Below are 22,111 nucleotides of genomic sequence, written 5' to 3'. Positions count from 1 at the left end.
TGAAAACTAAGCGTCAGAAAGCAGGATGGGATAATGGTTACATGCTGAAAGTCCTCACGGTGGGTTTTACGTCAGTATAATTTAGACCCGTTTGCCCTAGGAACAGTATTGAGATTGATGCCAAAGTTATCCACGTTGTGAAATAATACTGGTACTTTGAATATAAGCCCCGTATTCGCGGGGCTTCTTACTTGCCCGGCAAAAAGGGTAAACCACATCAATATTTGCCATTTGGATATTCTCCCAAATAGGAGCATGATACATTAATCAGTAAAATGTTGGTTTTTTACTTTTCTATATTTCAATAATTATTTACGGATGATTATTGCAATGTGAAGAATGCCAAAGCTGATTGGCAGCTTAGATACCTACGTTTTAATGTGAATATTTTGTTGTGTCGCTACTTTTTATCTTGAAATTTGGTCTTAAAGAAAAAGGGTCATCATCATTAAGATCATAACCCTTGTGTTTATATAATCAGAGAGTCGAGATTTTTCTATTAACCTGAGCGACTAACTTCTTACTTTACAGGTTAAACTCAATGCGAATAACATGGCAGCACAAAGTACAACAGAAGGCCCCGCGGGTGTGTTATAAAACGCAGATAACGTTAATCCGCTGGTTACCGAGAACATTCCTATACCAATAGCATAAACTGCCATTTGTTCGGGAGTACGAGAGAAACGACGGGCTGCTGCTGCTGGGATAATTAACAGAGAGGTGATAATCAGTGCACCGACGAATTTCATTGCCAGCCCAATAGTCAAAGCTGTCACTAACATTAACAATACTCGTAGCCGTTGAATTTTAATACCATCCACGAAAGCCAGATCCTGACTGACCGTCATCGACAGTAAAGCACGCCATTGCCATACCAATAACCCTGCAACAGTTGCAACACCTGCTGAAATCATCCAGAGGTCTTCATAAGTTACAGAAAGTAAATCACCGAATAAATAAGCCATTAGATCGACCCGAATACTGGTCATAAAGCTGACAACCACTAAACCTAATGACAAGGCACTATGGGCCATGATCCCTAGCAGGGTATCAACAGCTAGTTGTGGGCGTTTTTCCAGCCAGACTAAAATAACGGCCAATATCAGCGTAACAGCAAGAACAGCATAAAATGGATTAATATTTAATAAAAATCCGAATGCTACACCGAGCAATGATGCGTGTGCCAGTGTATCGCCAAAGTAGGACATTCTGCGCCAAACAACAAAAGATCCAAGAGGCCCTGCGGCAATTGCCAATAAAATTCCGGCCAGCCAACCCGGAAATAGTAGTTCGATCATTAACGTGGTTCTCCACCTTTTTTCAAAATAATTTTTCCTCTTAGATCATGCTGATGATTGTGATGATGACGATAAACTGCCAGTTGTTCAGCACCATGACGACCGAACATCGCAATAAATTCTGGATGCATGGATACCACTTCAGGAGTACCTGAACAGCAAATGTGTTGATTAAGGCACAAAACCTCGTCTGTTTTCGCCATCACTAAGTGCAGGTCATGAGATACCATAAGGACAGCACAATTAAGTTCTGTTCTGATTTGATTGATTAAATCATAAAGTGCTAACTGACCATTCACATCTACACCTTGTGTCGGTTCGTCAAGAACCAGAAGTTGAGGATGATTGAGTAACGCTCTGGCGAGTAAGACTCGTTGGGTTTCTCCCCCTGATAGCTTCTGCATGGGGTATTGCAATAAATGTGTGGCTTTGACTCGTTCCAAAACTGGGATGATATCTGCTGACTTAACGCCCGATTTTAGCATCATGAAACGTTTAACAGTCAAAGGTAAAGTGGGATCAAGATTAAGTTTTTGTGGGACGTATCCTATCTTCAACGTAGGGTTGTGTTCAATAGTGCCGGAAGTAGGGAGAATTAAACCCAGAACGACGCGTACTAACGTTGATTTTCCTGCTCCATTGGGGCCGATTAACGTTAGGATCTTACCTTGTGTAAGGTTGAAAGAGATATTGTTTAATACCTTGAGGCTACCAAAATTAACCGTAATGTTTTTTAGGGTGATCATAGTTGACATGTTACATAACAGACATGTTAAAAGTGTCTTGCAGAATCATTGTAATGTTATAATATAACATTTTTAGATTCGATGCATGGAATATTCATATTATGTTACACAAATCACAAAAATACGCGCATACATTTTTTCGCCAGATAACATTGGTTACTGTATTAACAATGGGTATTAATTACTCTGTTCAGGCAGATGTCGTCACATCTATCCGACCATTAGGTTTTATTGCTGCCGCGATTGCTGACGGTGTAACAGATACTCAGGTGCTTTTACCTGATGGAGCTTCCCCACATGATTATGCTTTAAGGCCTTTAGATATCCGCAAACTTAATCAGGCGGATTTGGTTGTCTGGATTGGCCCGGATATGGAGACATTTTTAGCAAAGCCAATAGAAAAAATTGCACAAAATAAACAATTGGAATTGGCTGATTTACCTACTATTAAACCCCTATTACTGAAAAATAGCGAAGATGAACATGATTCAAATGAATCGAATCAGCATAAACATGAAACAGATCACGAACATCATCACCACGGCCAATATAATATGCATATTTGGCTGTCACCAAAAATTGCCGAGAAAGCCGCTCAGGCGATATATTCCCGGCTTGTTGAGCAGTACCCTCAACAGAAACACCAACTAGAAGTAAACCTACGTAAATTCAATGGACAGCTTGTACAAACTAACAAGAATATTACCCATATTCTGAAACCCGTGCTAGGACAGGGATATTTCGTTTTTCATGACGCTTATGGTTACTTTGAAAAACACTACCAGTTGTCACCATTGGGTGTTTTTACTGTGAATCCTGAAATACAACCTGGTGCGCAAAGACTACATTACATACGAACACAATTGGTTGAGCAAAAAGCGAAATGTATTTTTGCTGAACCTCAATTCAGGCCAGCCGTCATTCATGCCGTAGCAAAAGGTACTAATGTGCGTATTGGAACACTTGACCCATTGGGAAGTGGCATCGTATTGAATAAAGACAGTTACATGAAATTTATAACTCAACTGTCGGAGCAATACCTCAGCTGCCTGAATTAGTATAATAAGGAATTTTATTAGTGCAGCAGATAGTTAAAACTATCGTTCTGGTATACAACAACCTGCCAAAGCCACACAAGATCATGCTTGGTTCTTTGACTTTGGTCACTTTGGCTGTAGCTGTGTGGCGGCCGGTTGTTTATCACGAACAAGAAGAAAGAATGGAAAGAACGGGGAACATTATCCTCACAACTCCCGATAGTATCCCTGATGCGACAGATGACACGATAGGTGATAGTAATGAACAGTTCTCGGATGAGGGGATTAGGGATGAGGAGAGTGGCACTGATACAACGACAAATATTCCCCACCAGTACGTTGTTTCCAATGGTGATACTCTAAGCTCTATTTTAAACCAATTTGGTATAGATTCGTCCGATATTGCTTTGTTAGCAAATCAAAATAAGGCTCTGCGCGATTTAAATATTGGTCAGTCATTATCATGGACTATTGACGATAGTGGCAGTCTGAAAACGTTAACCTGGGGAGTATCGCGTCGTGAAACGCGTATTTATACCCGTGAAGGTGATGTTTTCAAAGAGACAAAGGAATATCAGAAGGGAGAATGGATAAATAGTGTCATTACAGGTGCTGTGGATGGCAGTTTCACTGGAAGCGCTTTGTCGGCTGGTTTAACCAGTAGTGAAGCAAGGGAAGTAACTAAAGCATTACAATGGCAGATAGATTTCCGTCGGTTACGTAAAGGTGATCGGTTCTCCGTATTGATGTCCCGTGAAATGCTTGAGGGGAAAAGTGAACAGAGCCAACTATTGGGTGTTCGTTTGCAAAGCAGCGGTAATGATTATTACGCGTTCCGTGCAGAAGATGGTCGCTTCTACGATAGCAATGCATCAGGTTTGGAACGTGGTTTCTTGCGTTTTCCAACAACAAAACAGTTCAGGGTATCTTCTTCTTTTAATCCTCGCCGCTTAAATCCTGTCACAGGACGGGTTACAGCCCATAGAGGGGTTGATTTTGCTATGCCTGTAGGAACGCCAGTTCTGGCTGTTGGTGACGGAGAAGTTATCGTTGCCAAATTTGATGGTGCCGCAGGTTACTTCATTGCCATTAGACATGGTCGTCAATATACAACTCGATACATGCATATGAGAAAACTGCTGGTGAAACCTGGTCAGAAAGTGAAGCGTGGCGAACGTATTGGCTTATCAGGTAATACTGGTCGTTCAACAGGCCCTCACTTACACTTTGAGTTTTGGGATAATCAGCAACCCGTTAATCCACTCACGGCAAAACTGCCTCGTTCCGGTGGATTAGGCGGTAAAGAACGTTCGGAATATATTGCGATGGTTAAAGAGGTTAAACCGCAACTGTCGTTGAATTAAAAAGTTCAGATTACTAACACATAAAGCGGATGATTGGTATCATCCGCTTTATGTTATTTTGTTGAAAACGAACATATTGAGAACAAATATATTAGGGAAAAATGTATTGAAAGCGGGTATTGAAAGTCTATGTTCGAACCATCAGAGTTAGCTCATGAATAAAGAGAAAGATACAGATAGTAAATTGGGTTACGTCCCAACATTTCATTTATCTTATTTGCATCCTCGTTATTGGGGGCTTTGGGCTGGTATAGGGATATTAGCGGGGTTGGCTTATATTCCGGTTAAATGGCGTGATCCATTTCTGGCTAGAGTTGGTATTTGGGCAGGCAGGAAAGCAAAAAGTGCCCGGCGAAGAGCGAAAATTAACCTCCTGTATTGTTTTCCTGAACTGTCGGAACAGCAGCATGAAATATTAATCGATAAGATGTTTGCCACCGCACCACAATCTTTTGTCATGCTGGCGGAACTTTATTTGAGAGGTACCGCGTCTACGCTTAAGCGAACTCAGTGGCATGGTGAGGAGATCATTCACGCTTTAAAAGAACAGGGCAAGAATGTGATTTTTATGGTTCCACATGGTTGGGCGGTGGATATTCCTGCTATGTTATTGGCCGCTCGTGGGCAGACAGTATCAGCAATGTTTCATCATCAGAGCAATCCGGTAGCAGATTATCTGTGGAACAAGGCTCGCTACCATTTTGGCGGACGTCTTCATTCCCGTGATGCAGGAATAAAGCCCTTTATTGCATCAGTACGTCAGGGATTTTGGGGCTATTATCTGCCTGATCAGGATCATGGCGAAGAGCACAGCGAGTTCGTTGATTTTTTTGCGACTTACAAAGCAACGTTGCCTGCTGTCGGCCGTTTGATGAAAGTTTGTAAAGCTGCAATTGTTCCTCTGTTCCCGGTTTATAACTGTGAAACTCACCAGTTGGATATTTATATTCGCCCACCTATGGATGATATTGCAGGGCAGGATGATGCTTATATTGCCCGTCGTATGAATCAGGAATTGGAAGAGTTGGTAAAGCCTAACCCTGAACAATATACCTGGATATTGAAACTACTCAAGACACGGAAAGAAGGGGATATTGAGCCTTATAAAAGGGATAATCTTTGATCTGGTCATTGAAAGGGGCAGTATATTGCCCCTGAATTTCTACATCTATTTCATGGAAATGCACTTTTTAGTTTATTCCCGCATAGCGTAGTAGTGCCGTTATGAGAGCGGCTGCCAGAATCACTACAATCAGTGGTACCTTTCTCCAGGCAAGAAATACTGCAACAGCAACACCTATTACTCGTGCCATACCAGCAAAATGTTCACCTTCGTAAAAAGTGGCGGCAAGTGCTACAGAGAACAACAACGTGGTTGCTGCATCGGAAAGAAAGGCCTGAGAACGTTCAGATAACGCAAGCCTGTTCCCTAGTTTTGCTCCACCGAAGCGCATTAAATAAGTACCTAGCGACAAAATCGCAATACCAATAATAATCAGGGTATAGTCTGCCATTATTTTTTCCTCGTCAGTAAGCCCAGTAGTGACAGTAATACTGGTAACCCCACGGGTACAAAAGGTATGGCAGAAAGCGAAATTGCCGCGCCACTAGAGGCGCGAATAAGCGAGGTTTTATTTTTGAATGAAGGGATCACCATTGCCAGCAAAATTGTTGGGAAAACAGCGTCCAGACCAATAGTCTCTGGCGCTGGAATAAATTTGCCAACCGTACTGCCAATTAGAGTGCCGAGTGGCCAGAATATGGCGACACCGATACCACATAGCCAATATGCAGCCTTACGTTGTTCGGGAGTTGCTTGCGACATTCCGAATACCACACTTTCATCGTTCATAATATGGCAGCCTAAAAACTTTGCCATGCGATTTCCGACTAATTCGCGCACAGCCACCCCAAAGGGTAAATGGCGGGCATTCACCAATAAACCCGCTGCTGCCGCTGCAAGTGGATTACCACCGCTGGCAACAATACCAATAAACATAAATTCGGATGCTCCCGCCAGCACTAATATAGATAAAGCAATAGGAACCCATAACGGAAAACTATAAGCGGTAGCCAGTGAACCGTAAGAAACACCAACCACACCTACAGCCAAACAAACTAAAAATATCGTTTTTTTAATGTCTCCTTTCAGACAGGAGAAGAAATGGTGAGTGAACATCTATTTTTACCCATATCGAACGAAATTTCATTATAATGAACAAAATGAAAATGCAAATCAAGACGAACATTTTGTTCGTTTTAATGAACATTGGAGCCATAATATGACACAGCCAATCAGCAAAATTGCGAAGAGCTTAGCTCGTGAGCGTGCACGTATTGGCCTTTCTCTGGCAGAGGTTGCTCGACGTGCGGATATTGCAAAATCTACGTTGTCACAATTGGAAGCAGGTAACGGGAACCCCAGTCTTGAAACACTCTGGGCATTGTGTGTAGCGTTGAATATTCCTTTTGCCCGTTTGCTGGAGCCACAAAGTAACAAAACGCAGGTGATTAGACGTGGTGAGGGCACTAAAATAACAGCAGAGCAGGCGAACTACCAGGTAGTTTTACTGGCAACTTGCCCACCGGGGGCGCGTCGTGACATTTATCTGTTGATGACTCAACCGGGAGCAGATCGCATTTCTAAACCACATCCACCGGGTTCGGTGGAGCACATTATCATCACTAAAGGCCGGGCATTTGTCGGGCCAACAGCAGCACCAGAAGAATTAAATGAAGGTGATTATATCTGCTATTCTGCAGATCAGGAACATGTGTTCGAAGCGCTGGAACCAGATACACAGGCGATTCTGGTAGCTGAACAAAATTAATACATTCTGCGCGCTTCTGAACGTAGCGCGCAGAATAATTTTCTTAACGATTTAATTCACTTTTTTATTTTACTTCAAGCACCCGGCAGGTATTGGTGCTGCCGATAGTTCCCATTTGATCCCCTTGAGTAACCAGCACTAAATCTCCGGAAGTTAAATAACCTCTATCACGCAGGCGACTGACAGCTTCACTTGCTGCGGCGATACCATCAATGTGGTCGCTACAATAAACCGGAGTAACACCACGGTATAATGCAGTGCGATTCAGGGTGGATTCATGGCGTGACATGGAGAAAATAGGTAAGCCGGAACTGATACGAGACATCATGCGCGCTGTACGACCTGATTCGGTCATGGCAATAATCGCTTTGACGCCTTTTAGATGATTGGCTGCATACATGGCAGACATCGAAATAGCTTCTTCAATGCTGTCGAATGTAATATCCATTCGGTGTTTGGAGACATTGATACCCGGCATTTTTTCTGCTCCCAGGCAGACTTGAGCCATTGCTGCGACAGTCTCTGCCGGATATTGACCCGAAGCAGTTTCCGCAGACAGCATCACTGCATCAGTGCCATCAAGTACAGCGTTGGCGACATCCATAACTTCTGCGCGTGTTGGCATCGGATTAGTGATCATGGATTCCATCATCTGGGTTGCTGTGATTACGACACGATTCAGTTGACGGGCACGACGAATCAGCTTCTTCTGAACACCAACCAACTCAGGATCACCAATTTCAACACCTAAATCGCCACGAGCTACCATGACAACATCTGATGCCAGAATGATTTCATCAATGATTTCATCGCTGCTGACGGCTTCAGCGCGCTCAACTTTGGCAACAATTTGTGTTTCGCAACCGGCATCACGTGCCAGGCGCCGGGCATAATTCAGATCTTCGGCAGAACGGGGGAAAGAAACAGCAAGATAATCAACCCCGATTTTTGCGGCCGTGATGATATCTGCTTTATCTTTTTCTGTCAGTGCTTCGGCGGATAAACCACCACCCTGTTTATTGATGCCTTTGTTATTGGAAAGAGGGCCACCCACAGTAACTTCTGTAAAGACTTTCATGCCCTGAACACCCAGGACTTTTAACTGAACCCGGCCATCATCCAGTAACAGGATATTACCGGACGTCACATCGGATGGTAGTCCTTTATAATCAATTCCGACTTTTTCTTTATCACCTTCTCCTTTGCCCAGATTAGCATCAAGCAGGAACTTATCTCCGACATTCAGAAATATTTTTCCTTCTTTAAAGGTAGAAATACGTATTTTAGGGCCCTGGAGATCACCAAGTATAGCTACGTGGCACCCCAACCGAGCTGCAATTTCCCGCACTCTATTTGCACGCTGGATATGATCTTCTGCTGTGCCATGAGAAAAATTAAGGCGGACAACATTGGCTCCCGCATTGATCACTTTCTCTAAGTTGTTGTCACGATCTGTAGCAGGGCCAAGTGTAGTAACGATTTTAGTTCTTCTGAGCCGTTTGGACATGTATTAACTCCGTTGACCTATGAAGTATGGATTTTTGATTACCGTGAGATAACCATGCAACTTTTTTTGATTATCAACCCCACAATATAAATGATACTGACGGGGATAAACTTTTTATTATGCTATCAGGCTGGAGAGTTGATAAATAGTGAACAAAAACACAGTCTATTTCCCTGCTTTAGTCATGCTTATCAAATCGCGAGTCTCGTAATGCTTCTTTGACTTTCTTTAAGTTATCTCGGAATTTTGAACCCCGACGTAATGTAAAACCCGTTGCCAGCACATCAATGATGGTAAGTTGAGCAATTCGGGAAACCATTGGCATATAAATATCAGTGTCTTCAGGAACATCTAACAGAATAGAGAGGCTGGCTTCTTGTGCCAGTAGTGAGCCTGTTGAAGTGATAGCGATGACAGTTGCGTCATTTTCACGAGCCAGTCTGGCGAGCTCCACCAGATTTTTAGTACGGCCTGTATGGGAAATAAGTACAACAACGTCACCTTCAGTACTGTTGATACAGCTCATCCGCTGCATAACGATATCATCAAAATAGCTGACGGGGATGTTAAAGCGGAAAAATTTGTTCATAGCATCATGCGCTACAGCAGCAGATGCCCCTAAACCAAAAAAAGAGAGTTTCCTTGCTTGTGTCAGTAAGTCAACGGCGCGGTTAATGGTTGTGATATCTAAATTACTTTTAACCGTTTCCAGATTAGCCATTACCGATTCAAAAATTTTATTGGTATAAGATATGACACTGTCACTTTCTTCTACATTGCGATTCACATAAGGTGTTCCATTCGCCAGACTTTGTGCCAGATGTAATTTGAAATCAGGAAAGCCTTTAGTATTCAGGCGATGACAAAAGCGATTAACCGTAGGTTCACTGACATTCGCCATTTTTGCCAGAGTAGCAATACTTGAGTGGATGGCAGTATGTGGTGAATCAAGAATGACCTGCGCAACCTTTTTTTCAGACTTACTCAAAACATCAAGACTATTTTGGAGTTGTTCTAGTGTGTTCATATAGACGCAGTTCAACCTCGGTTTTAACGATTTCATTAACAGGAGAAATCTATGTAATTTTTGTGAAAATATACTACTTGTTACTGAAAGCTGGCAGAGGGAAAAGTGAATAACTTGAGATTTTTCATGAAAATATGACAAACATCTAACTTTCAATTTGGTAAGATTACTTCTTATACGTTGTAAATTTTCAATTAATTGCCACTTTCCAATACAAATATCATTCATAATATAATACGAAATATAAAAATTTATGCACAGAAAGTAGGGAAATGAGATCCATGCAGGTCACCATAATCGAAGAATGAGGTGTTTACTGCATATAATCAAAAGAGTACATTACCTGCGAGTTCTGTAAAAAAATTACAATATCCCGTAATTGAGGAGATGCAACATGGCGGTGACGTCTACAGCTCAGGCTTGTGATTTGGTGATTTTTGGGGCGAAAGGAGACTTAGCACGCCGGAAATTGATGCCTTCCCTTTACCAGTTGGAAAAAGCGGGTTATATCCATCCGGATACCCGGATTATCGGGGTTGGTCGTGCTGACTGGGATAAAAAAGCCTATACAAAGGTAGTTGAGGAAGCATTAACAACATTTATGTCCGAAAAGCTGGATGCAGAATTGTGGAAGAAACTCAGTTCACGTCTGGAATTTTGCAATTTGGATGTTAATGAAACAGAACATTTCACCCGGCTGGCGAAAATTCTCAATCGGGATAATTTGCCGGCTATTCATTACTTTGCTATGCCACCCAGTACATTTGGTGCAGTATGCCATGGATTGGGCGCAGCGGGATTGAATCAAGAGCCCAATCGTGTTGTGATGGAAAAGCCATTGGGCACAGATCTCGCCTCTTCCCGTGCCATTAATGATGAAGTAGCAAAGTATTTCAATGAAAATCAGATCTACCGGATTGACCACTATTTGGGTAAAGAAACGGTACTGAACTTGCTGGCATTACGTTTTGCCAATTCTCTGTTTGTTAATAACTGGGATCACCGTACGATAGACCATGTGCAAATCACAGTTGCCGAAGAGGTAGGTATCGAAGGGCGCTGGGGGTATTTCGATCAGGCCGGTCAGATGCGCGACATGATCCAGAATCACTTGCTGCAAATCTTGACTATGATTGCTATGTCACCTCCGTCTGATCTGTCCGCAGATCGTATTCGTGATGAAAAAGTTAAGGTATTGCGTTCATTACGCCAGATTGATCAAACCAACGTGCGGGAAAAAACCGTTCGCGGACAATACACCGCTGGTTTCGTGCATGGTAAGAAAGTGCCGGGTTATTTGGAAGAAGAGGGTGCAAATAAGGCCAGTAAAACTGAAACGTTTGTATCAGTTCGTGTTGATATTGATGATTGGCGTTGGTCAGGTGTTCCTTTTTACCTGAGAACAGGTAAGCGTTTACCAGCAAAATGCTCTGAAGTTGTGGTTTATTTCAAAGAGCCGCCATTGAATCTGTTTGCTGAATCCTACCAACAGCTACCGCAGAATAAACTAACGATCCGTTTGCAGCCGGATGAAGGTATTGATATTGAAGTACTGAATAAAGCGCCGGGGCTGGAGCACAAACACCGTTTGCAGACAACTAAGCTCGATTTGAGTTTCTCTGAAACATTCAATCAGACCCATCTTGCCGATGCTTATGAACGCTTGCTGCTGGAAGCAATGCGCGGTATTCAGGCGCTGTTCGTCCGTAGGGATGAAGTGGAAGAAGCCTGGAAATGGGTTGATTCCATCATGGATGCTTGGGCAGCGGATAACGAACCACCAAAACCTTATCAGGCAGGAACTTGGGGGCCAGTTGCTTCCATTGCCATGATCACCCGCGATGGACGTTCATGGAACGAATTTGAATAACACATTATATTTTAGACTATTATATTATCTGACCGTATTTGCGGTCAGATCCTATACTGGCTCACTTTTTTGACTTTTTGAAACTAATCACGTTAAAAAATTTCCATAAGTATATTTAGTTTCAGCCTACTAAAACGGGTTAGCCGTTTAACTTAAAAAACTTGCCCGCCAATTGTGTTTATTATTGGAATATGCTAGATATGTAGGGTAACTAATTACACCACTAATATGAGGGTTCGTAGTATATCACACAGTGATCATCGTGTGATGAAAGAATAAAATATCATGAATAACGCTAAAAGCGTCAAAATCCAAAGTAATACTCACGTCTTATTTCTCTCTGCAATCTTATCCAGTGAACACTATTGGTGCGGCGCACTTTAGGGTGTTTCTCCTGTTAACCGATTTCCTTCGGAAAATTCTAACTTCTAACTATTTGTTAGTTAACTATTAATCAATTAATTATTTGCCAAAACATCAAGCTATCAAGCTCATCTTGATATCGCATTTTTAGATGATTTTATTGGCATTAGTGGTTTGATGTCTTGGCATACTTATAAGGTATGTTCAGGAGAAAAAATGATTTATTGGATATTTCTTGCACTGGCGATTGTGACAGAAGTCATTGGTACATTGTCCATGAAGCAAGCCAGTGTTTCGGGTGATTTTACCGGTATGCTCGTGATGTATACCATGATCACAACATCTTATATTCTATTGGCAATTGCAGTTAAAAAAGTCGCTTTAGGTGTGGCCTATGCCTTATGGGAAGGGATCGGTATTCTTTTCATTACGGCCTTTAGCGTGATGTGGTTTGACGAATCACTCTCGCCCATGAAAGTGGGAGGGCTATCGCTATTGATAGTCGGAATAGCACTGATTAAAGCGGGAGCCAAGAAAGCGCCAAAACCACAAATGAAAGAAAAGGAGGCGTAATATGTCGGCACATTTTGAATGGTGGCATGCTGCTTTCTTAATTTTGGCTATTTTTCTGGAAATTGTGGCAAATATTTTATTGAAACTTTCCAATGGCTTTCAACGCTTCTGGATTGGGATTTTATCGCTGGTGGCAGTTTTAGGCGCATTCAGTGCATTGGCACAAGCAGTAAAAGGTATTGAACTCTCCATCGCGTATGCATTTTGGGGAGCATTCGGAATTATTGCCACAGTTGCGGCAGGCTGGATCATGTTTAATCAACGTCTGAACTTTAAAGGTTGGGGAGGGATTGTGTTATTGTTGATCGGTATGATTATGATCAAAATGGCATAAACTCAATCCATTAAATCTACAAATGGCATTGAATGAGCAGATCTTTTTCAATGCCATAAATCAAATATAACTGTTTAAAGGGCTGCGATGATTTTAATTTCCACTTTGTATTTTGGATTCATCAGTTCAGCCTGAACAGTACAGCGTACAGGAGCACTTCCTGCAACAACCCAGGCATCCCAGGCTGCATTCATGCCACCAAAATCGGCTTTATCTGCCAGAAAAATCGTCGCATCAATGACTTTACTCTTATCAGAGCCCAGACTCTGCAACATGATATCAATCGCAGCCAGTGTATCGGCCGTTTGCTCAGTAATGTCCCCATCCAGATTTTCTGGCACACTAGTATAATAAATAGTGTCATTGTAGATAACAGCTTCTGACCAGCGGGTATCCGGATCAATGCGTTCAATAGTCATTAAATCTCCTGTTAATTTATACAGCTTTTATACTGAATTGGCTGGTTATTGCTATTCAGTCTTGGCATAATTCTGCCTTATTTTATTGGAAGAGACGATCTGTGTCAGACGATTTTGCGAAAAATGGTGTACTTGCCAAAGCCATACAAGGCTTCAACCCCCGTGATGCCCAGCGGGAAATGTCTTCTGCCATTACAGCAGCAATTCAAAAGCAACAGCAATTAGTGGTAGAAGCGGGTACTGGAACGGGAAAAACTTTCGCTTATCTGGTGCCTGCATTGCGTTCGGGCAAGAAAGTGATTATTTCTACAGGCTCTAAGGCATTACAGGATCAGCTCTATAATCGTGATCTGCCCACTATCGCTGATGCGTTGGAATTTTCTGGTCGTTTGGCGTTATTAAAAGGTCGTTCAAATTACTTATGTCTTGAACGTCTTGAGCAGCAATCAAGTGGCGGATCTCAGCTTGAGCCTGAAATGCTATCAGAAGTGATTAAGCTGAAAAGCTGGTCATCTCAAACTGAAGATGGAGATACCAGTAGTTGTCATCAGATTGCCGAAGACAGCGCTGTCTGGACATTGGTAACAAGTACTAACGACAATTGTCTTGGCCGGGATTGTCCGAGTTATCAGGAGTGTTTCGTTCTGAAAGCCCGCCGCAGGGCGATGGAGGCAGATGTTGTTATCGTCAACCATCATCTGTTTATGGCGGACGTGGTTGTCAAAGATACCGGGTTTGGTGAGTTAATTCCGCGGGCAGAAGTGATGATTTTTGATGAGGCTCATCAAATCCCCGATATTGCCAGCCAATACTTTGGTCAGCAGCTGAGTAGTCGCCAATTGCTGGACTTATCACGGGATATCATCATAGCTTACCGCACTGAAGTCAGGGATCAGGCGCAATTACAGAAAAGTGCGGATCGTTTGAGTCAAAGTACACAGGATTTTCGTTTATCACTCGGAGAAAATAGTTATCGGGGTAATCTCCGTGAAGCATTGCAACAACAGCATATAAAGCGTGCATTGGTGCGATTGGATGATGCACTGGAGCTCTGTTATGACGTAATGAAACTCTCTTTGGGGCGTTCAACGATGCTGGATGCCGCTTTTGAACGGGCAACTATCTACCGTAATCGTCTCAAGAGGCTGATTGGTGTTAATGTACCCAATTATAGTTATTGGTTTGAAAGCTATGGCCGGCATTTTTCATTAGCATTAACACCTTTGTCTGTATCCGACAAATTCAGTGAAATTATCCGTGAACAATCTGGTTGTTGGATTTTCACATCGGCAACACTATCGGTTAACGAGCAGCTTGAACATTTCACAGCACGTTTGGGATTAGAACGGGCTCAGACATTACTCCTTCCCAGTCCGTTTGATTATCAACGCCAAATGTTATTATGCGTTCCTCGTCATTTACCATCGCCTAATCAGTATGGCGGAGCAAAATTGTTGGCTCGTATGTTAAAGCCGTTAATCGAAAGCAATAAGGGACGTTGTTTTTTCCTGTGTACTTCCCACCAAATGATGCGCTGTCTGGCAGAAGAGTTCCGGGCAAACATGACATTACCAGTATTAGTACAAGGCGAAACCAGTAAGAGGCAATTATTATCTCAGTTTCTTGTTGCGGGTAATGCTTTGTTAGTGGCGACCGGTAGTTTCTGGGAAGGGGTAGATGTGCGGGGTGATGCTTTATCTTGCGTCATTATCGATAAATTACCATTTGCAGCACCGGATGATCCACTCCTTAAAGCGCGGATTGAAGATTGTCAGCTTAAGGGCGGTGATGCTTTTAATGAAATCCAGATCCCTGATGCGGTACTCAGTCTTAAACAGGGGGTCGGTCGTTTGATCCGTGATGTTGATGATTATGGCGTGGTGGTTATTTGTGATAATCGATTGGTAATGCGTCCGTATGGTGAAGTTTTTCTCAACAGCCTGCCCTCATCTCCCCGTACACGAGATTTGTCGAAAGCTGTGGCATTTCTTAAGTCTCGTCAATTAGAGTCAGAGTAAAATCTTTGGGGGTATGATAGTATAACTCCTTATCTCGAATTCTATTCTTGCCGGAGTTAAGGCATGTCCATACGGATTTTAGCTATTGATACAGCAACCGAAGCTTGTTCTGTTGCACTTTGGAATGATGGCCACATTGAGGCACAGTTTGAAATTTCCCCACGGGAACATACTCAACGTATTCTGCCTATGGTAGAGGCGGTATTGTCTAAGAACAATATAAAATTACAACAACTGGATGCTTTGGCATTTGGTCAGGGGCCGGGGAGTTTTACTGGTGTGCGCATTGGTGTCGGGATTGCTCAGGGACTGGCATTAGGTGCTGAGTTACCAATGATCGGCGTCTCTTCTCTGAAAATGATGGCTCAGGGGGCATTTCGTCTGAAAAATGCAACGAATGTTTTGGTTGCTATTGACGCCCGTATGGGAGAAGTTTACTGGGCGCAATATACCCGTAATGAACAAGGCAAATGGTTGGGGAATGAAACAGAGACAGTTTTGAATCCCGAACAGGCACAATCCATTATGAACTCTTTAACAGGAGAGTGGGCGATAGCTGGAACGGGCTGGGAAGCTTACTCTCAATTATTGGACAGCCATTTAACCTTGATACCAAGTGGCATAACCTTACCTCATGCAGAAGATATGCTGCCATTAGCGGTTCAGATGTGGGAAGCGGGGGAAACGACAGCCGTTGAGTCGGCGGAACCTATTTATTTGCGTAATGAGGTAACGTGGAAAAAATTACCAGGTCGTTAACATTTCCAGGTAATACCTTTTTAGGTAATTTGAGGAAGACGGCATTGTGAGAGTTGCATTAAGTTAATGCAACTTGTGGCAAAAAACGATGTCCATGAAATATTGATGTCCATATTATATAGAACAGGTTGGTTTTCCTGTATTGGAGGGGTTTATGCTCAATGGAACACACTACCGATTAATACTGCAAGTAATTGCATTTATAGGAGCAGTGATACTTACAGGTTGTGTATCAGTGCCTGACTCAATAAAAGGAACGACTAAAAATCCTGTAGAAAACTTACTTGATGTCAAAAAAATGCCGGATTTATATATAGGGCATGAAGGGAGATTCGGCGGAAAAGTATTGAGCGTCTTAAATGAGAAGGGACGCACACGATTAGAAATCTCTACACTGCCATTGGCAAGTGATGCAGTTCCACTTATTGATAATTCTTCTCTTGGGCGACTTTATGCTTACGTGAATTCTTTTTTAGAACCAAGTGATTTTCAGGATCATTATGTTACAGTTGTGGGATTTATTACGGGGTTAGAGAAAGGAAAAATCGGGGATAGCCCGTATGACTATGTTTTGATGAACGTTAATGGGTTTAAACTTTGGAATGAGGTTCAGCGTATTTCATTGGCCCCCTCCACAGGTAATATCTGGGGTTATTATGGTAACCCCTATTTTATGGGGTGGGGTGGAAGTACTCCAATTTTGCCATCTCATATGAAAGATTTTGACTGAATAATGTCTTAAATTGAGTAATTGAAGGAAAAATGGTCTCGTGCCTGAAAATGTCATGAGGCCATTTTTGTAAAATATTTAAAGAGTAATTTATTCTCGCTGGAGAGCGAATACCAAGGAAAGATATGTTGTAAAAAATAAGGGTGCTGAACAACCTGAAATTGCAGCTAATAAAAAGGAAAACATAATAATATTAATTGGTGTTTTTAAATCTATAAATGGAAATAACAGAAGAATTAATACATAAAATATGAGTGATAATAAATAAAGTTTTTTGATGTTAACTTTATAAAATTTCATCCAATCAACCATGAACCAAAAATAATTCTGGAAGAATAAGTAAGATAAAATAGGCTGTTTTCTATAGGGTTGTAACCCAAAATGAATAATTTTTTAATAAAGCAAGTTTAATGAAAATAGTCGATTATTTGAAATAAAGTCAGATGTAACTTTTGCCCATCGAACAATCGCTAAATTAAAGTAATTCGCCAATTGAACTGAGTTACGTGGATCATAACACCTATCTCTTGTAATAAAAGTTATCAGATTTTAACTGGTTAGATAGTGCTCTTCTTTGTGGTTCGGTGTAATCGTTTTTGGTCATGAAAACATGATATCAACTTATCGTATTGTGCAAATATTCTTCGTAGCCTGTAAGTGCCTATTACCCCTTAATAGTTATTATTCATTGGCTTATTTTTATTATAACTATTTGGAATAATGAAGTGAGTTTTAGTCAAAAATAACTAAATCAGTGTATAATTAATGGATTAGACATCTAAATATTAATTTTATTAGTAACTAATTGATAAATAATAAAAACATATGGTGGCATGAGCTGCCTTATTTTTTAGTAGTGATAAAGAAGTATTAAATTAGTGATGTACATCGCCAACCTGAACAATGTTTCTTTTCAAACTGGTAAGCTGAGTTAATAATTTGTTAAATATACAGGTCTGGTTTTTGTTTCATGGTCAATGGTTGCACAGCAATTAGATTTCAGGAGTACTCAACTTGGAAAAAGTCTGGCTAAAACATTATCCGGCAGATGTTCCGGCAGAAATCGATCCCGATCGTTATTCATCATTGATTGAAATGTTTGAAAATGCCGTGGCACACTATGCCGATCGGGTCGCATTTATTAATATGGGCGAAGTAGTCACTTTCCGTAAACTGGAAGAGCGTAGCCGCGCTTTTGCTGCTTATTTGCAGAATGGGTTGGGGCTGAAAAAAGGGGATCGAGTGGCATTAATGATGCCAAACTTGCTTCAATATCCCATCGCTCTTTTTGGTGTCTTACGTGCCGGAATGGTGGTTGTTAATGTCAACCCTCTATATACCCCGCGTGAACTGGAACATCAGCTCACTGATAGTGGTACATCAGCCATAGTTATTGTCTCTAATTTTGCACATACATTAGAAAAGATAGTTTTCAACACTCCGGTTAAGCATGTCATTTTGACACGAATGGGAGACCAATTATCTCGCCCAAAAGGGACTCTTGTAGATTTCGTCGTAAAATATGTTAAACGGCTGGTTCCGAAGTATCATTTACCGGATGCGATTTCATTTCGCAGCGTCATCCACAAGGGTTATCGCATGCAGTATGTCAAGCCGGATATAAATAACGAAGATTTGGCATTTCTGCAATATACTGGTGGTACAACAGGCGTGGCAAAAGGTGCCATGTTGACTCACCGGAATATGTTGGCGAACCTTGAACAGACAAAAGCGAACTACGCCCCTTTATTACGCCCCAGTCAGGAGTTAGTGATCACGGCATTACCGCTGTACCATATCTTTGCACTTACGATAAATTGCTTGTTATTTATTGAACTGGGCGGGCAAAACTTATTAATTACCAATCCACGCGATGTGAACGGAACGGTTAAAGAGTTATCACGCTACAAATTTACAGCATTGTCTGGTGTTAACACGTTATTTAATGCGTGGCTCAATAATCCCGAATTCCAAAAAATAGACTTTTCTGCATTACGTATGGCTGTGGGTGGTGGTATGGCTGTGCAGAGTGCAATCGCCGATAAATGGGAAAAGCTGACAGGTTGTCATCTGCTTGAAGGTTATGGCCTGACTGAGTGTGCACCTGTGGTTGCAGGTAATCCTTATAATTTGACTCACTATAGTGGCAGTATTGGTTTCCCTGTTCCTTCGACAGAAATTAAGTTGGTGGATGATGAAGGGGAAGAAGTCCTTCAGGGAGAGTCGGGTGAGATGTGGGTGCGTGGGCCTCAGGTGATGAAAGGTTATTGGAATCGTCCTGATGCAACAGATGAGGTGTTAAAAGATGGTTGGCTGGCAACAGGGGATATTGCCAATATTGATGAAAAAGGCTTTTTACATATTGTTGATCGGAAAAAAGATATGATCCTGGTTTCAGGTTTTAATGTTTATCCGAATGAAGTGGAAGATATTGTTTCTTCCCATCCTAAAGTGTTAGAGTCGGCAGCAATAGGTGTTCTAAACGAAAACTCAGGTGAATCCGTCAAGGTATTTGTAGTGAGTAAGGATCCCAGTTTGACAGAGGATGAACTTAAGACACATTGCCGTCGTTATCTGACCGCATATAAGGTACCAAAAATTATCGAATTCCGCGATGAGTTGCCGAAGTCGAATGTCGGTAAGATCCTTCGCAAAGAACTCCGAGACGAAGAATTAAGAAAAGCAAGCAACGCGAAGTGAATAGCTTGAAGAGTGATTTTTAAAAGGTAAATATTTAAAATTGCCTGTCACATCAACAACGCCGGTTCTTGCCGGCGTTGTTGTGCATATACTATGAATGGCTAAGAGAATGATGTTTTGAATTATCAGTTGATTACCTCCGATGCTCAGTTGCAGTCCATCTGCAATCGGGCAAAACAACATGCAAGAATTGCACTGGACACAGAATTTGTACGTACAAGGACGTATTATCCCCACTTAGGTTTGATACAACTGTTTGATGGTGAACAACTTTCTCTGATCGATCCCCTTAGCATTTCGCAATGGCAACCTTTGCGGGAATTATTGACTGATCCGGATGTATTAAAATTTATTCATGCTGGCAGTGAAGACTTAGAGGTTTTCTGGAATAGTTTTCAATGTATGCCTGCACCTATTATCGATACTCAGGTATTGGCAGCGTTTGCTGGTCATCCATTATCGTGTGGGTTTGCAACATTAGTTGCAGAATATCTGAGCGTGGAATTGGACAAAAGTGAATCCCGTACTGACTGGCTGGCTCGTCCGTTGAGCGAAAAACAGTGTGAATATGCGGCAGCAGATGTTTACTACTTATTACCGCTGGCCGATATTTTGATGGCGAAAACAGAACAGCTAGGATATTTTGGGGCGGCAAAAGATGAAAGTGCTCTGATTGCCCAACGTCGTAAAGAAGTATTAATGCCGGAATGTGCTTACAAAGATATCAGTAACGCATGGCAGTTGCGTCCCAGGCAGTTGGCTTGCTTAAAAAAATTGGCTGCATGGCGTTTGAATCAGGCTCGTGAACGGGATTTGGCTGTTAATTTTGTTATTCGTGAAGAAAATTTGTGGCAGGTAGCCCGTTATATGCCGACTTCACTGGGAGAGTTGGATGCTTTAGGTTTAAGCGGGCAAGAAATCCGTTGTCATGGGCGTCGGTTACTGGCTATGGCCGCAGAAAGCAGAGATCTTCCAGAAGAAGAATGTCCGGCTCAAATTATGAATTTGATAGACTATCCGGGTTATCGCAAAGCGTTTAAAGAAATTAAATCATTGATTACTCAGGTGAGTGAATCTCACTCTTTTAATGCTGAATTGTTAGCTTCTCGTCGGCAAATTAATCAATTGCTCTGTTGGCACTGGAAATTGAAATCACCGGAGCAGCAACCTGAATTAATTAGGGGCTGGCGTGGAAAATGGCTGGCTGAGCCTATTGCTGAAATATTGGAAAATTATTCAGCATTATAGCTTCTGATATATATCTTTTAAGAGATATGGCTCTGATCCCCTGCCTGGATAAATAAGCAGGGCAATAAGAGAAAAATTGGATAAGAAGATTTTGGTAGGATGTTTAATGTATTCAAATCGGGATGAGATGACATCCCGATTTTTTACTAAGAAATCACAGTATTAAATTAAATAGCGCCATTTGATAGCGTTATTTTGGCGATTCCTCAACCTCCGGTAATGTTACATTAAGTTCCAGTACCGAGATATCATCATTTTTTTGCTCAAACTGTACAGAAAGCATTTCCGGATCAATTTGTACATATTTACAAATCACCGCCAGAATATCGCGTTTCATTTCGGGCAAATAGGCAGGCTCAGCATCACCACGGCGCCGCTCTGCCACGATGATTTGCAGTCGTTCCTTGGCAATATTGGCTGTCGACTTTTTTCTCGACAGGAAGAAATCTAACAAAGCCATGCGTTACCCTCCAAACAGGCGTTTCAAAAAACCCTTTTTTTCTTCCTCAATGAAGCGGAAAGGCCGTTCTTCACCGAGTAAACGTAAAACAGTATCTTCGTATGCTTTACCTGCATCAGAATCTTCATCCAGAATAACAGGTTCCCCTTGGTTTGAAGAGCGTAAAACGGATTGATCTTCTGGAATGACACCAATTAAAGGAATGCACAAAATTTCCAAGACATCTTCCATACTGAGCATATCACCACGGTTTACGCGCCCGGGGTTATAGCGGGTCAGCAAAAGATGCTCTTTGATAGAATCCTCACTTCGTTCAGCACGACGTGATTTAGAGGCCAGAATACCTAAAATTCGATCCGAGTCGCGAACAGATGAAACTTCCGGATTTGTTGTAATAATTGCTTCATCGGCAAAGTAGAGTGCCATTAATGCACCACTCTCAATACCTGCTGGTGAATCACAGATAATAAACTCGAACCCTTGCTCAGTTAACTCATTCAGGATCTTTTCGACACCGTTACGCGTGAGGGCATCTTTATCCCTGGTTTGAGAAGCAGGAAGAATATATAAATTCTCGGTGCGCTTATCTTTTATAAGCGCTTGATTTAACGTGGCATCACCTTGGATCACGTTGACGAAGTCAAAAACTACACGACGCTCACATCCCATGATGAGATCGAGATTACGCAGCCCAATATCGAAATCGATGACTACGGTTTTTTTCCCTTTTTGTGCGAGGCCGGTAGCAATGGCCGCGCTTGAAGTGGTTTTGCCAACGCCACCTTTACCAGATGTAACAACAATAATGCGTGCCATGAAGCGATTCC

Annotated in this window: 21 protein-coding genes; 12 read left to right on the top strand and 9 right to left on the bottom strand. The window is 41.9% G+C overall.

All coding sequences use genetic code 11. The annotated features are described in order from the left end of the window. Positions 1-512: 512 nt before the first annotated feature. Positions 513-1,298 carry a zinc ABC transporter permease subunit ZnuB gene (gene znuB / locus Xbud_RS09990; protein WP_099135933.1) on the bottom strand — a complete coding sequence of 262 codons (786 nt, stop codon included), beginning with the start codon at positions 1,296-1,298 and terminating at the stop codon, positions 513-515. After that, entirely contained in the window at positions 1,298-2,053 is a 756-nt protein-coding gene (znuC, locus tag Xbud_RS09985) for a zinc ABC transporter ATP-binding protein ZnuC (protein WP_099135932.1), read from the bottom strand. The genes znuB and znuC overlap by 1 nt, the downstream gene beginning before the upstream one ends. Before the next feature lie 92 nt (positions 2,054-2,145). Here znuC and znuA point away from each other — a divergent pair, with 92 nt between their 5' ends. The 3 genes from znuA (at position 2,146) to lpxM (ending at position 5,568) form a co-directional block, all read left to right on the top strand. Next, positions 2,146-3,102: a zinc ABC transporter substrate-binding protein ZnuA gene (gene znuA / locus Xbud_RS09980; RefSeq protein ID WP_099135931.1), complete on the top strand. Its 957-nt coding sequence runs from the start codon at positions 2,146-2,148 to the stop codon at positions 3,100-3,102. A 20-nt stretch (positions 3,103-3,122) separates the two neighbouring features. Further along, positions 3,123-4,445, top strand: a complete 1,323-nt coding sequence (gene mepM / locus Xbud_RS09975; RefSeq protein ID WP_099135930.1) for a murein DD-endopeptidase MepM — start codon at positions 3,123-3,125, stop codon at positions 4,443-4,445. A 154-nt stretch (positions 4,446-4,599) separates the two neighbouring features. Next, positions 4,600-5,568 carry a lauroyl-Kdo(2)-lipid IV(A) myristoyltransferase gene (gene lpxM, locus Xbud_RS09970; RefSeq protein WP_099135929.1) on the top strand — a complete coding sequence of 323 codons (969 nt, stop codon included), beginning with the start codon at positions 4,600-4,602 and terminating at the stop codon, positions 5,566-5,568. A gap of 67 nt (positions 5,569-5,635) precedes the next feature. Here the strand turns inward: lpxM and Xbud_RS09965 are convergent, their stop codons facing one another. Together Xbud_RS09965 and Xbud_RS09960 are read right to left on the bottom strand one after the other, a co-directional pair. Further along, a complete protein-coding gene (locus Xbud_RS09965) occupies positions 5,636-5,959 on the bottom strand; it encodes an AzlD domain-containing protein (protein WP_099135928.1) in 324 nt (107 codons plus the stop codon). After that, positions 5,959-6,624, bottom strand: coding sequence for an AzlC family ABC transporter permease (locus Xbud_RS09960; RefSeq protein WP_099135927.1), 666 nt, complete (start codon positions 6,622-6,624; stop codon positions 5,959-5,961). The genes Xbud_RS09965 and Xbud_RS09960 overlap by 1 nt, the downstream gene beginning before the upstream one ends. Before the next feature lie 103 nt (positions 6,625-6,727). Between Xbud_RS09960 and Xbud_RS09955 the strand changes: the two genes are divergently transcribed. Then, on the top strand, positions 6,728-7,276 hold the full coding sequence (locus Xbud_RS09955) for a helix-turn-helix domain-containing protein (RefSeq protein ID WP_099135926.1): 549 nt from the start codon (positions 6,728-6,730) through the stop codon (positions 7,274-7,276). A gap of 64 nt (positions 7,277-7,340) precedes the next feature. Here Xbud_RS09955 and pyk read toward each other — a convergent pair whose 3' ends face one another. Then, on the bottom strand, positions 7,341-8,783 hold the full coding sequence (pyk, locus tag Xbud_RS09950; protein WP_099135925.1) for a pyruvate kinase: 1,443 nt from the start codon (positions 8,781-8,783) through the stop codon (positions 7,341-7,343). A 178-nt stretch (positions 8,784-8,961) separates the two neighbouring features. Beyond that, positions 8,962-9,846 carry a MurR/RpiR family transcriptional regulator gene (locus tag Xbud_RS09945; protein WP_280176107.1) on the bottom strand — a complete coding sequence of 295 codons (885 nt, stop codon included), beginning with the start codon at positions 9,844-9,846 and terminating at the stop codon, positions 8,962-8,964. Between the two features lie 358 nt (positions 9,847-10,204). Here Xbud_RS09945 and zwf point away from each other — a divergent pair, with 358 nt between their 5' ends. From zwf to mdtI, 3 genes are all read left to right on the top strand, one after another. Then, positions 10,205-11,680, top strand: a complete 1,476-nt coding sequence (zwf, locus tag Xbud_RS09940) for a glucose-6-phosphate dehydrogenase (RefSeq protein ID WP_099135923.1) — start codon at positions 10,205-10,207, stop codon at positions 11,678-11,680. 579 nt (positions 11,681-12,259) lie between these two features. Then, positions 12,260-12,616, top strand: coding sequence for a multidrug/spermidine efflux SMR transporter subunit MdtJ (gene mdtJ, locus Xbud_RS09935; RefSeq protein ID WP_099135922.1), 357 nt, complete (start codon positions 12,260-12,262; stop codon positions 12,614-12,616). 1 nt (position 12,617) lies between these two features. Further along, positions 12,618-12,950 (top strand): multidrug/spermidine efflux SMR transporter subunit MdtI, encoded by a 333-nt coding sequence (gene mdtI, locus Xbud_RS09930; protein ID WP_099135921.1) that lies wholly within the window; start codon positions 12,618-12,620, stop codon positions 12,948-12,950. A 74-nt stretch (positions 12,951-13,024) separates the two neighbouring features. On the opposite strand, the gene Xbud_RS09925 is transcribed toward mdtI, so the two are convergent. Then, a complete protein-coding gene (locus tag Xbud_RS09925) occupies positions 13,025-13,369 on the bottom strand; it encodes a RidA family protein (RefSeq protein WP_099135920.1) in 345 nt (114 codons plus the stop codon). 101 nt (positions 13,370-13,470) lie between these two features. On the opposite strand from Xbud_RS09925, the gene yoaA reads away from it, so the two are divergent. From yoaA to rnd, 5 genes are all read left to right on the top strand, one after another. Further along, the gene (gene yoaA / locus Xbud_RS09920) at positions 13,471-15,387 is read left to right on the top strand and encodes a DNA repair helicase YoaA (protein WP_099135919.1); all 1,917 of its coding nucleotides are present in this window, start codon (positions 13,471-13,473) and stop codon (positions 15,385-15,387) included. 63 nt (positions 15,388-15,450) lie between these two features. Then, positions 15,451-16,146 (top strand): tRNA (adenosine(37)-N6)-threonylcarbamoyltransferase complex dimerization subunit type 1 TsaB, encoded by a 696-nt coding sequence (tsaB, locus tag Xbud_RS09915; RefSeq protein ID WP_099135918.1) that lies wholly within the window; start codon positions 15,451-15,453, stop codon positions 16,144-16,146. A 154-nt stretch (positions 16,147-16,300) separates the two neighbouring features. Further along, a complete protein-coding gene (locus Xbud_RS09910) occupies positions 16,301-16,876 on the top strand; it encodes a Slp family lipoprotein (RefSeq protein WP_099135917.1) in 576 nt (191 codons plus the stop codon). A 1,014-nt stretch (positions 16,877-17,890) separates the two neighbouring features. Beyond that, positions 17,891-19,576, top strand: coding sequence for a long-chain-fatty-acid--CoA ligase FadD (fadD, locus tag Xbud_RS09900; RefSeq protein WP_099135915.1), 1,686 nt, complete (start codon positions 17,891-17,893; stop codon positions 19,574-19,576). A gap of 117 nt (positions 19,577-19,693) precedes the next feature. Further along, positions 19,694-20,824, top strand: coding sequence for a ribonuclease D (gene rnd / locus Xbud_RS09895; protein WP_099135914.1), 1,131 nt, complete (start codon positions 19,694-19,696; stop codon positions 20,822-20,824). A 190-nt stretch (positions 20,825-21,014) separates the two neighbouring features. On the opposite strand, the gene minE is transcribed toward rnd, so the two are convergent. After that, positions 21,015-21,284, bottom strand: a complete 270-nt coding sequence (gene minE / locus Xbud_RS09890) for a cell division topological specificity factor MinE (RefSeq protein WP_038269249.1) — start codon at positions 21,282-21,284, stop codon at positions 21,015-21,017. A 3-nt stretch (positions 21,285-21,287) separates the two neighbouring features. Next, entirely contained in the window at positions 21,288-22,100 is an 813-nt protein-coding gene (gene minD, locus Xbud_RS09885; protein ID WP_099135913.1) for a septum site-determining protein MinD, read from the bottom strand. Positions 22,101-22,111: the final 11 nt, after the last annotated feature.

This window comes from Xenorhabdus budapestensis (genome assembly GCF_002632465.1).
Lineage (GTDB): Bacteria > Pseudomonadota > Gammaproteobacteria > Enterobacterales > Enterobacteriaceae > Xenorhabdus > Xenorhabdus budapestensis.
This window is presented reverse-complemented; position numbering and strand designations above follow the sequence as displayed.

Excerpts from the sequence above, each read along its gene's own strand:
- mdtI (WP_099135921.1), top strand. The coding sequence starts at position 12,618 with ATGTCGGCACATTTTGAATGGTGGCATGCTGCTTTCTTAATTTTGGCT.
- minD (WP_099135913.1), bottom strand. The coding sequence starts at position 22,100 with ATGGCACGCATTATTGTTGTTACATCTGGTAAAGGTGGCGTTGGCAAA.
- znuA (WP_099135931.1), top strand. The coding sequence starts at position 2,146 with ATGTTACACAAATCACAAAAATACGCGCATACATTTTTTCGCCAGATA.
- Xbud_RS09925 (WP_099135920.1), bottom strand. The coding sequence starts at position 13,369 with ATGACTATTGAACGCATTGATCCGGATACCCGCTGGTCAGAAGCTGTT.
- mdtJ (WP_099135922.1), top strand. The coding sequence starts at position 12,260 with ATGATTTATTGGATATTTCTTGCACTGGCGATTGTGACAGAAGTCATT.
- znuB (WP_099135933.1), bottom strand. The coding sequence starts at position 1,298 with ATGATCGAACTACTATTTCCGGGTTGGCTGGCCGGAATTTTATTGGCA.
- Xbud_RS09955 (WP_099135926.1), top strand. The coding sequence starts at position 6,728 with ATGACACAGCCAATCAGCAAAATTGCGAAGAGCTTAGCTCGTGAGCGT.
- znuC (WP_099135932.1), bottom strand. The coding sequence starts at position 2,053 with ATGTCAACTATGATCACCCTAAAAAACATTACGGTTAATTTTGGTAGC.
- Xbud_RS09965 (WP_099135928.1), bottom strand. The coding sequence starts at position 5,959 with ATGGCAGACTATACCCTGATTATTATTGGTATTGCGATTTTGTCGCTA.
- Xbud_RS09960 (WP_099135927.1), bottom strand. The coding sequence starts at position 6,624 with ATGTTCACTCACCATTTCTTCTCCTGTCTGAAAGGAGACATTAAAAAA.
- Xbud_RS09910 (WP_099135917.1), top strand. The coding sequence starts at position 16,301 with ATGCTCAATGGAACACACTACCGATTAATACTGCAAGTAATTGCATTT.
- pyk (WP_099135925.1), bottom strand. The coding sequence starts at position 8,783 with ATGTCCAAACGGCTCAGAAGAACTAAAATCGTTACTACACTTGGCCCT.
- tsaB (WP_099135918.1), top strand. The coding sequence starts at position 15,451 with ATGTCCATACGGATTTTAGCTATTGATACAGCAACCGAAGCTTGTTCT.
- minE (WP_038269249.1), bottom strand. The coding sequence starts at position 21,284 with ATGGCTTTGTTAGATTTCTTCCTGTCGAGAAAAAAGTCGACAGCCAAT.
- zwf (WP_099135923.1), top strand. The coding sequence starts at position 10,205 with ATGGCGGTGACGTCTACAGCTCAGGCTTGTGATTTGGTGATTTTTGGG.
- Xbud_RS09945 (WP_280176107.1), bottom strand. The coding sequence starts at position 9,846 with ATGAAATCGTTAAAACCGAGGTTGAACTGCGTCTATATGAACACACTA.
- lpxM (WP_099135929.1), top strand. The coding sequence starts at position 4,600 with ATGAATAAAGAGAAAGATACAGATAGTAAATTGGGTTACGTCCCAACA.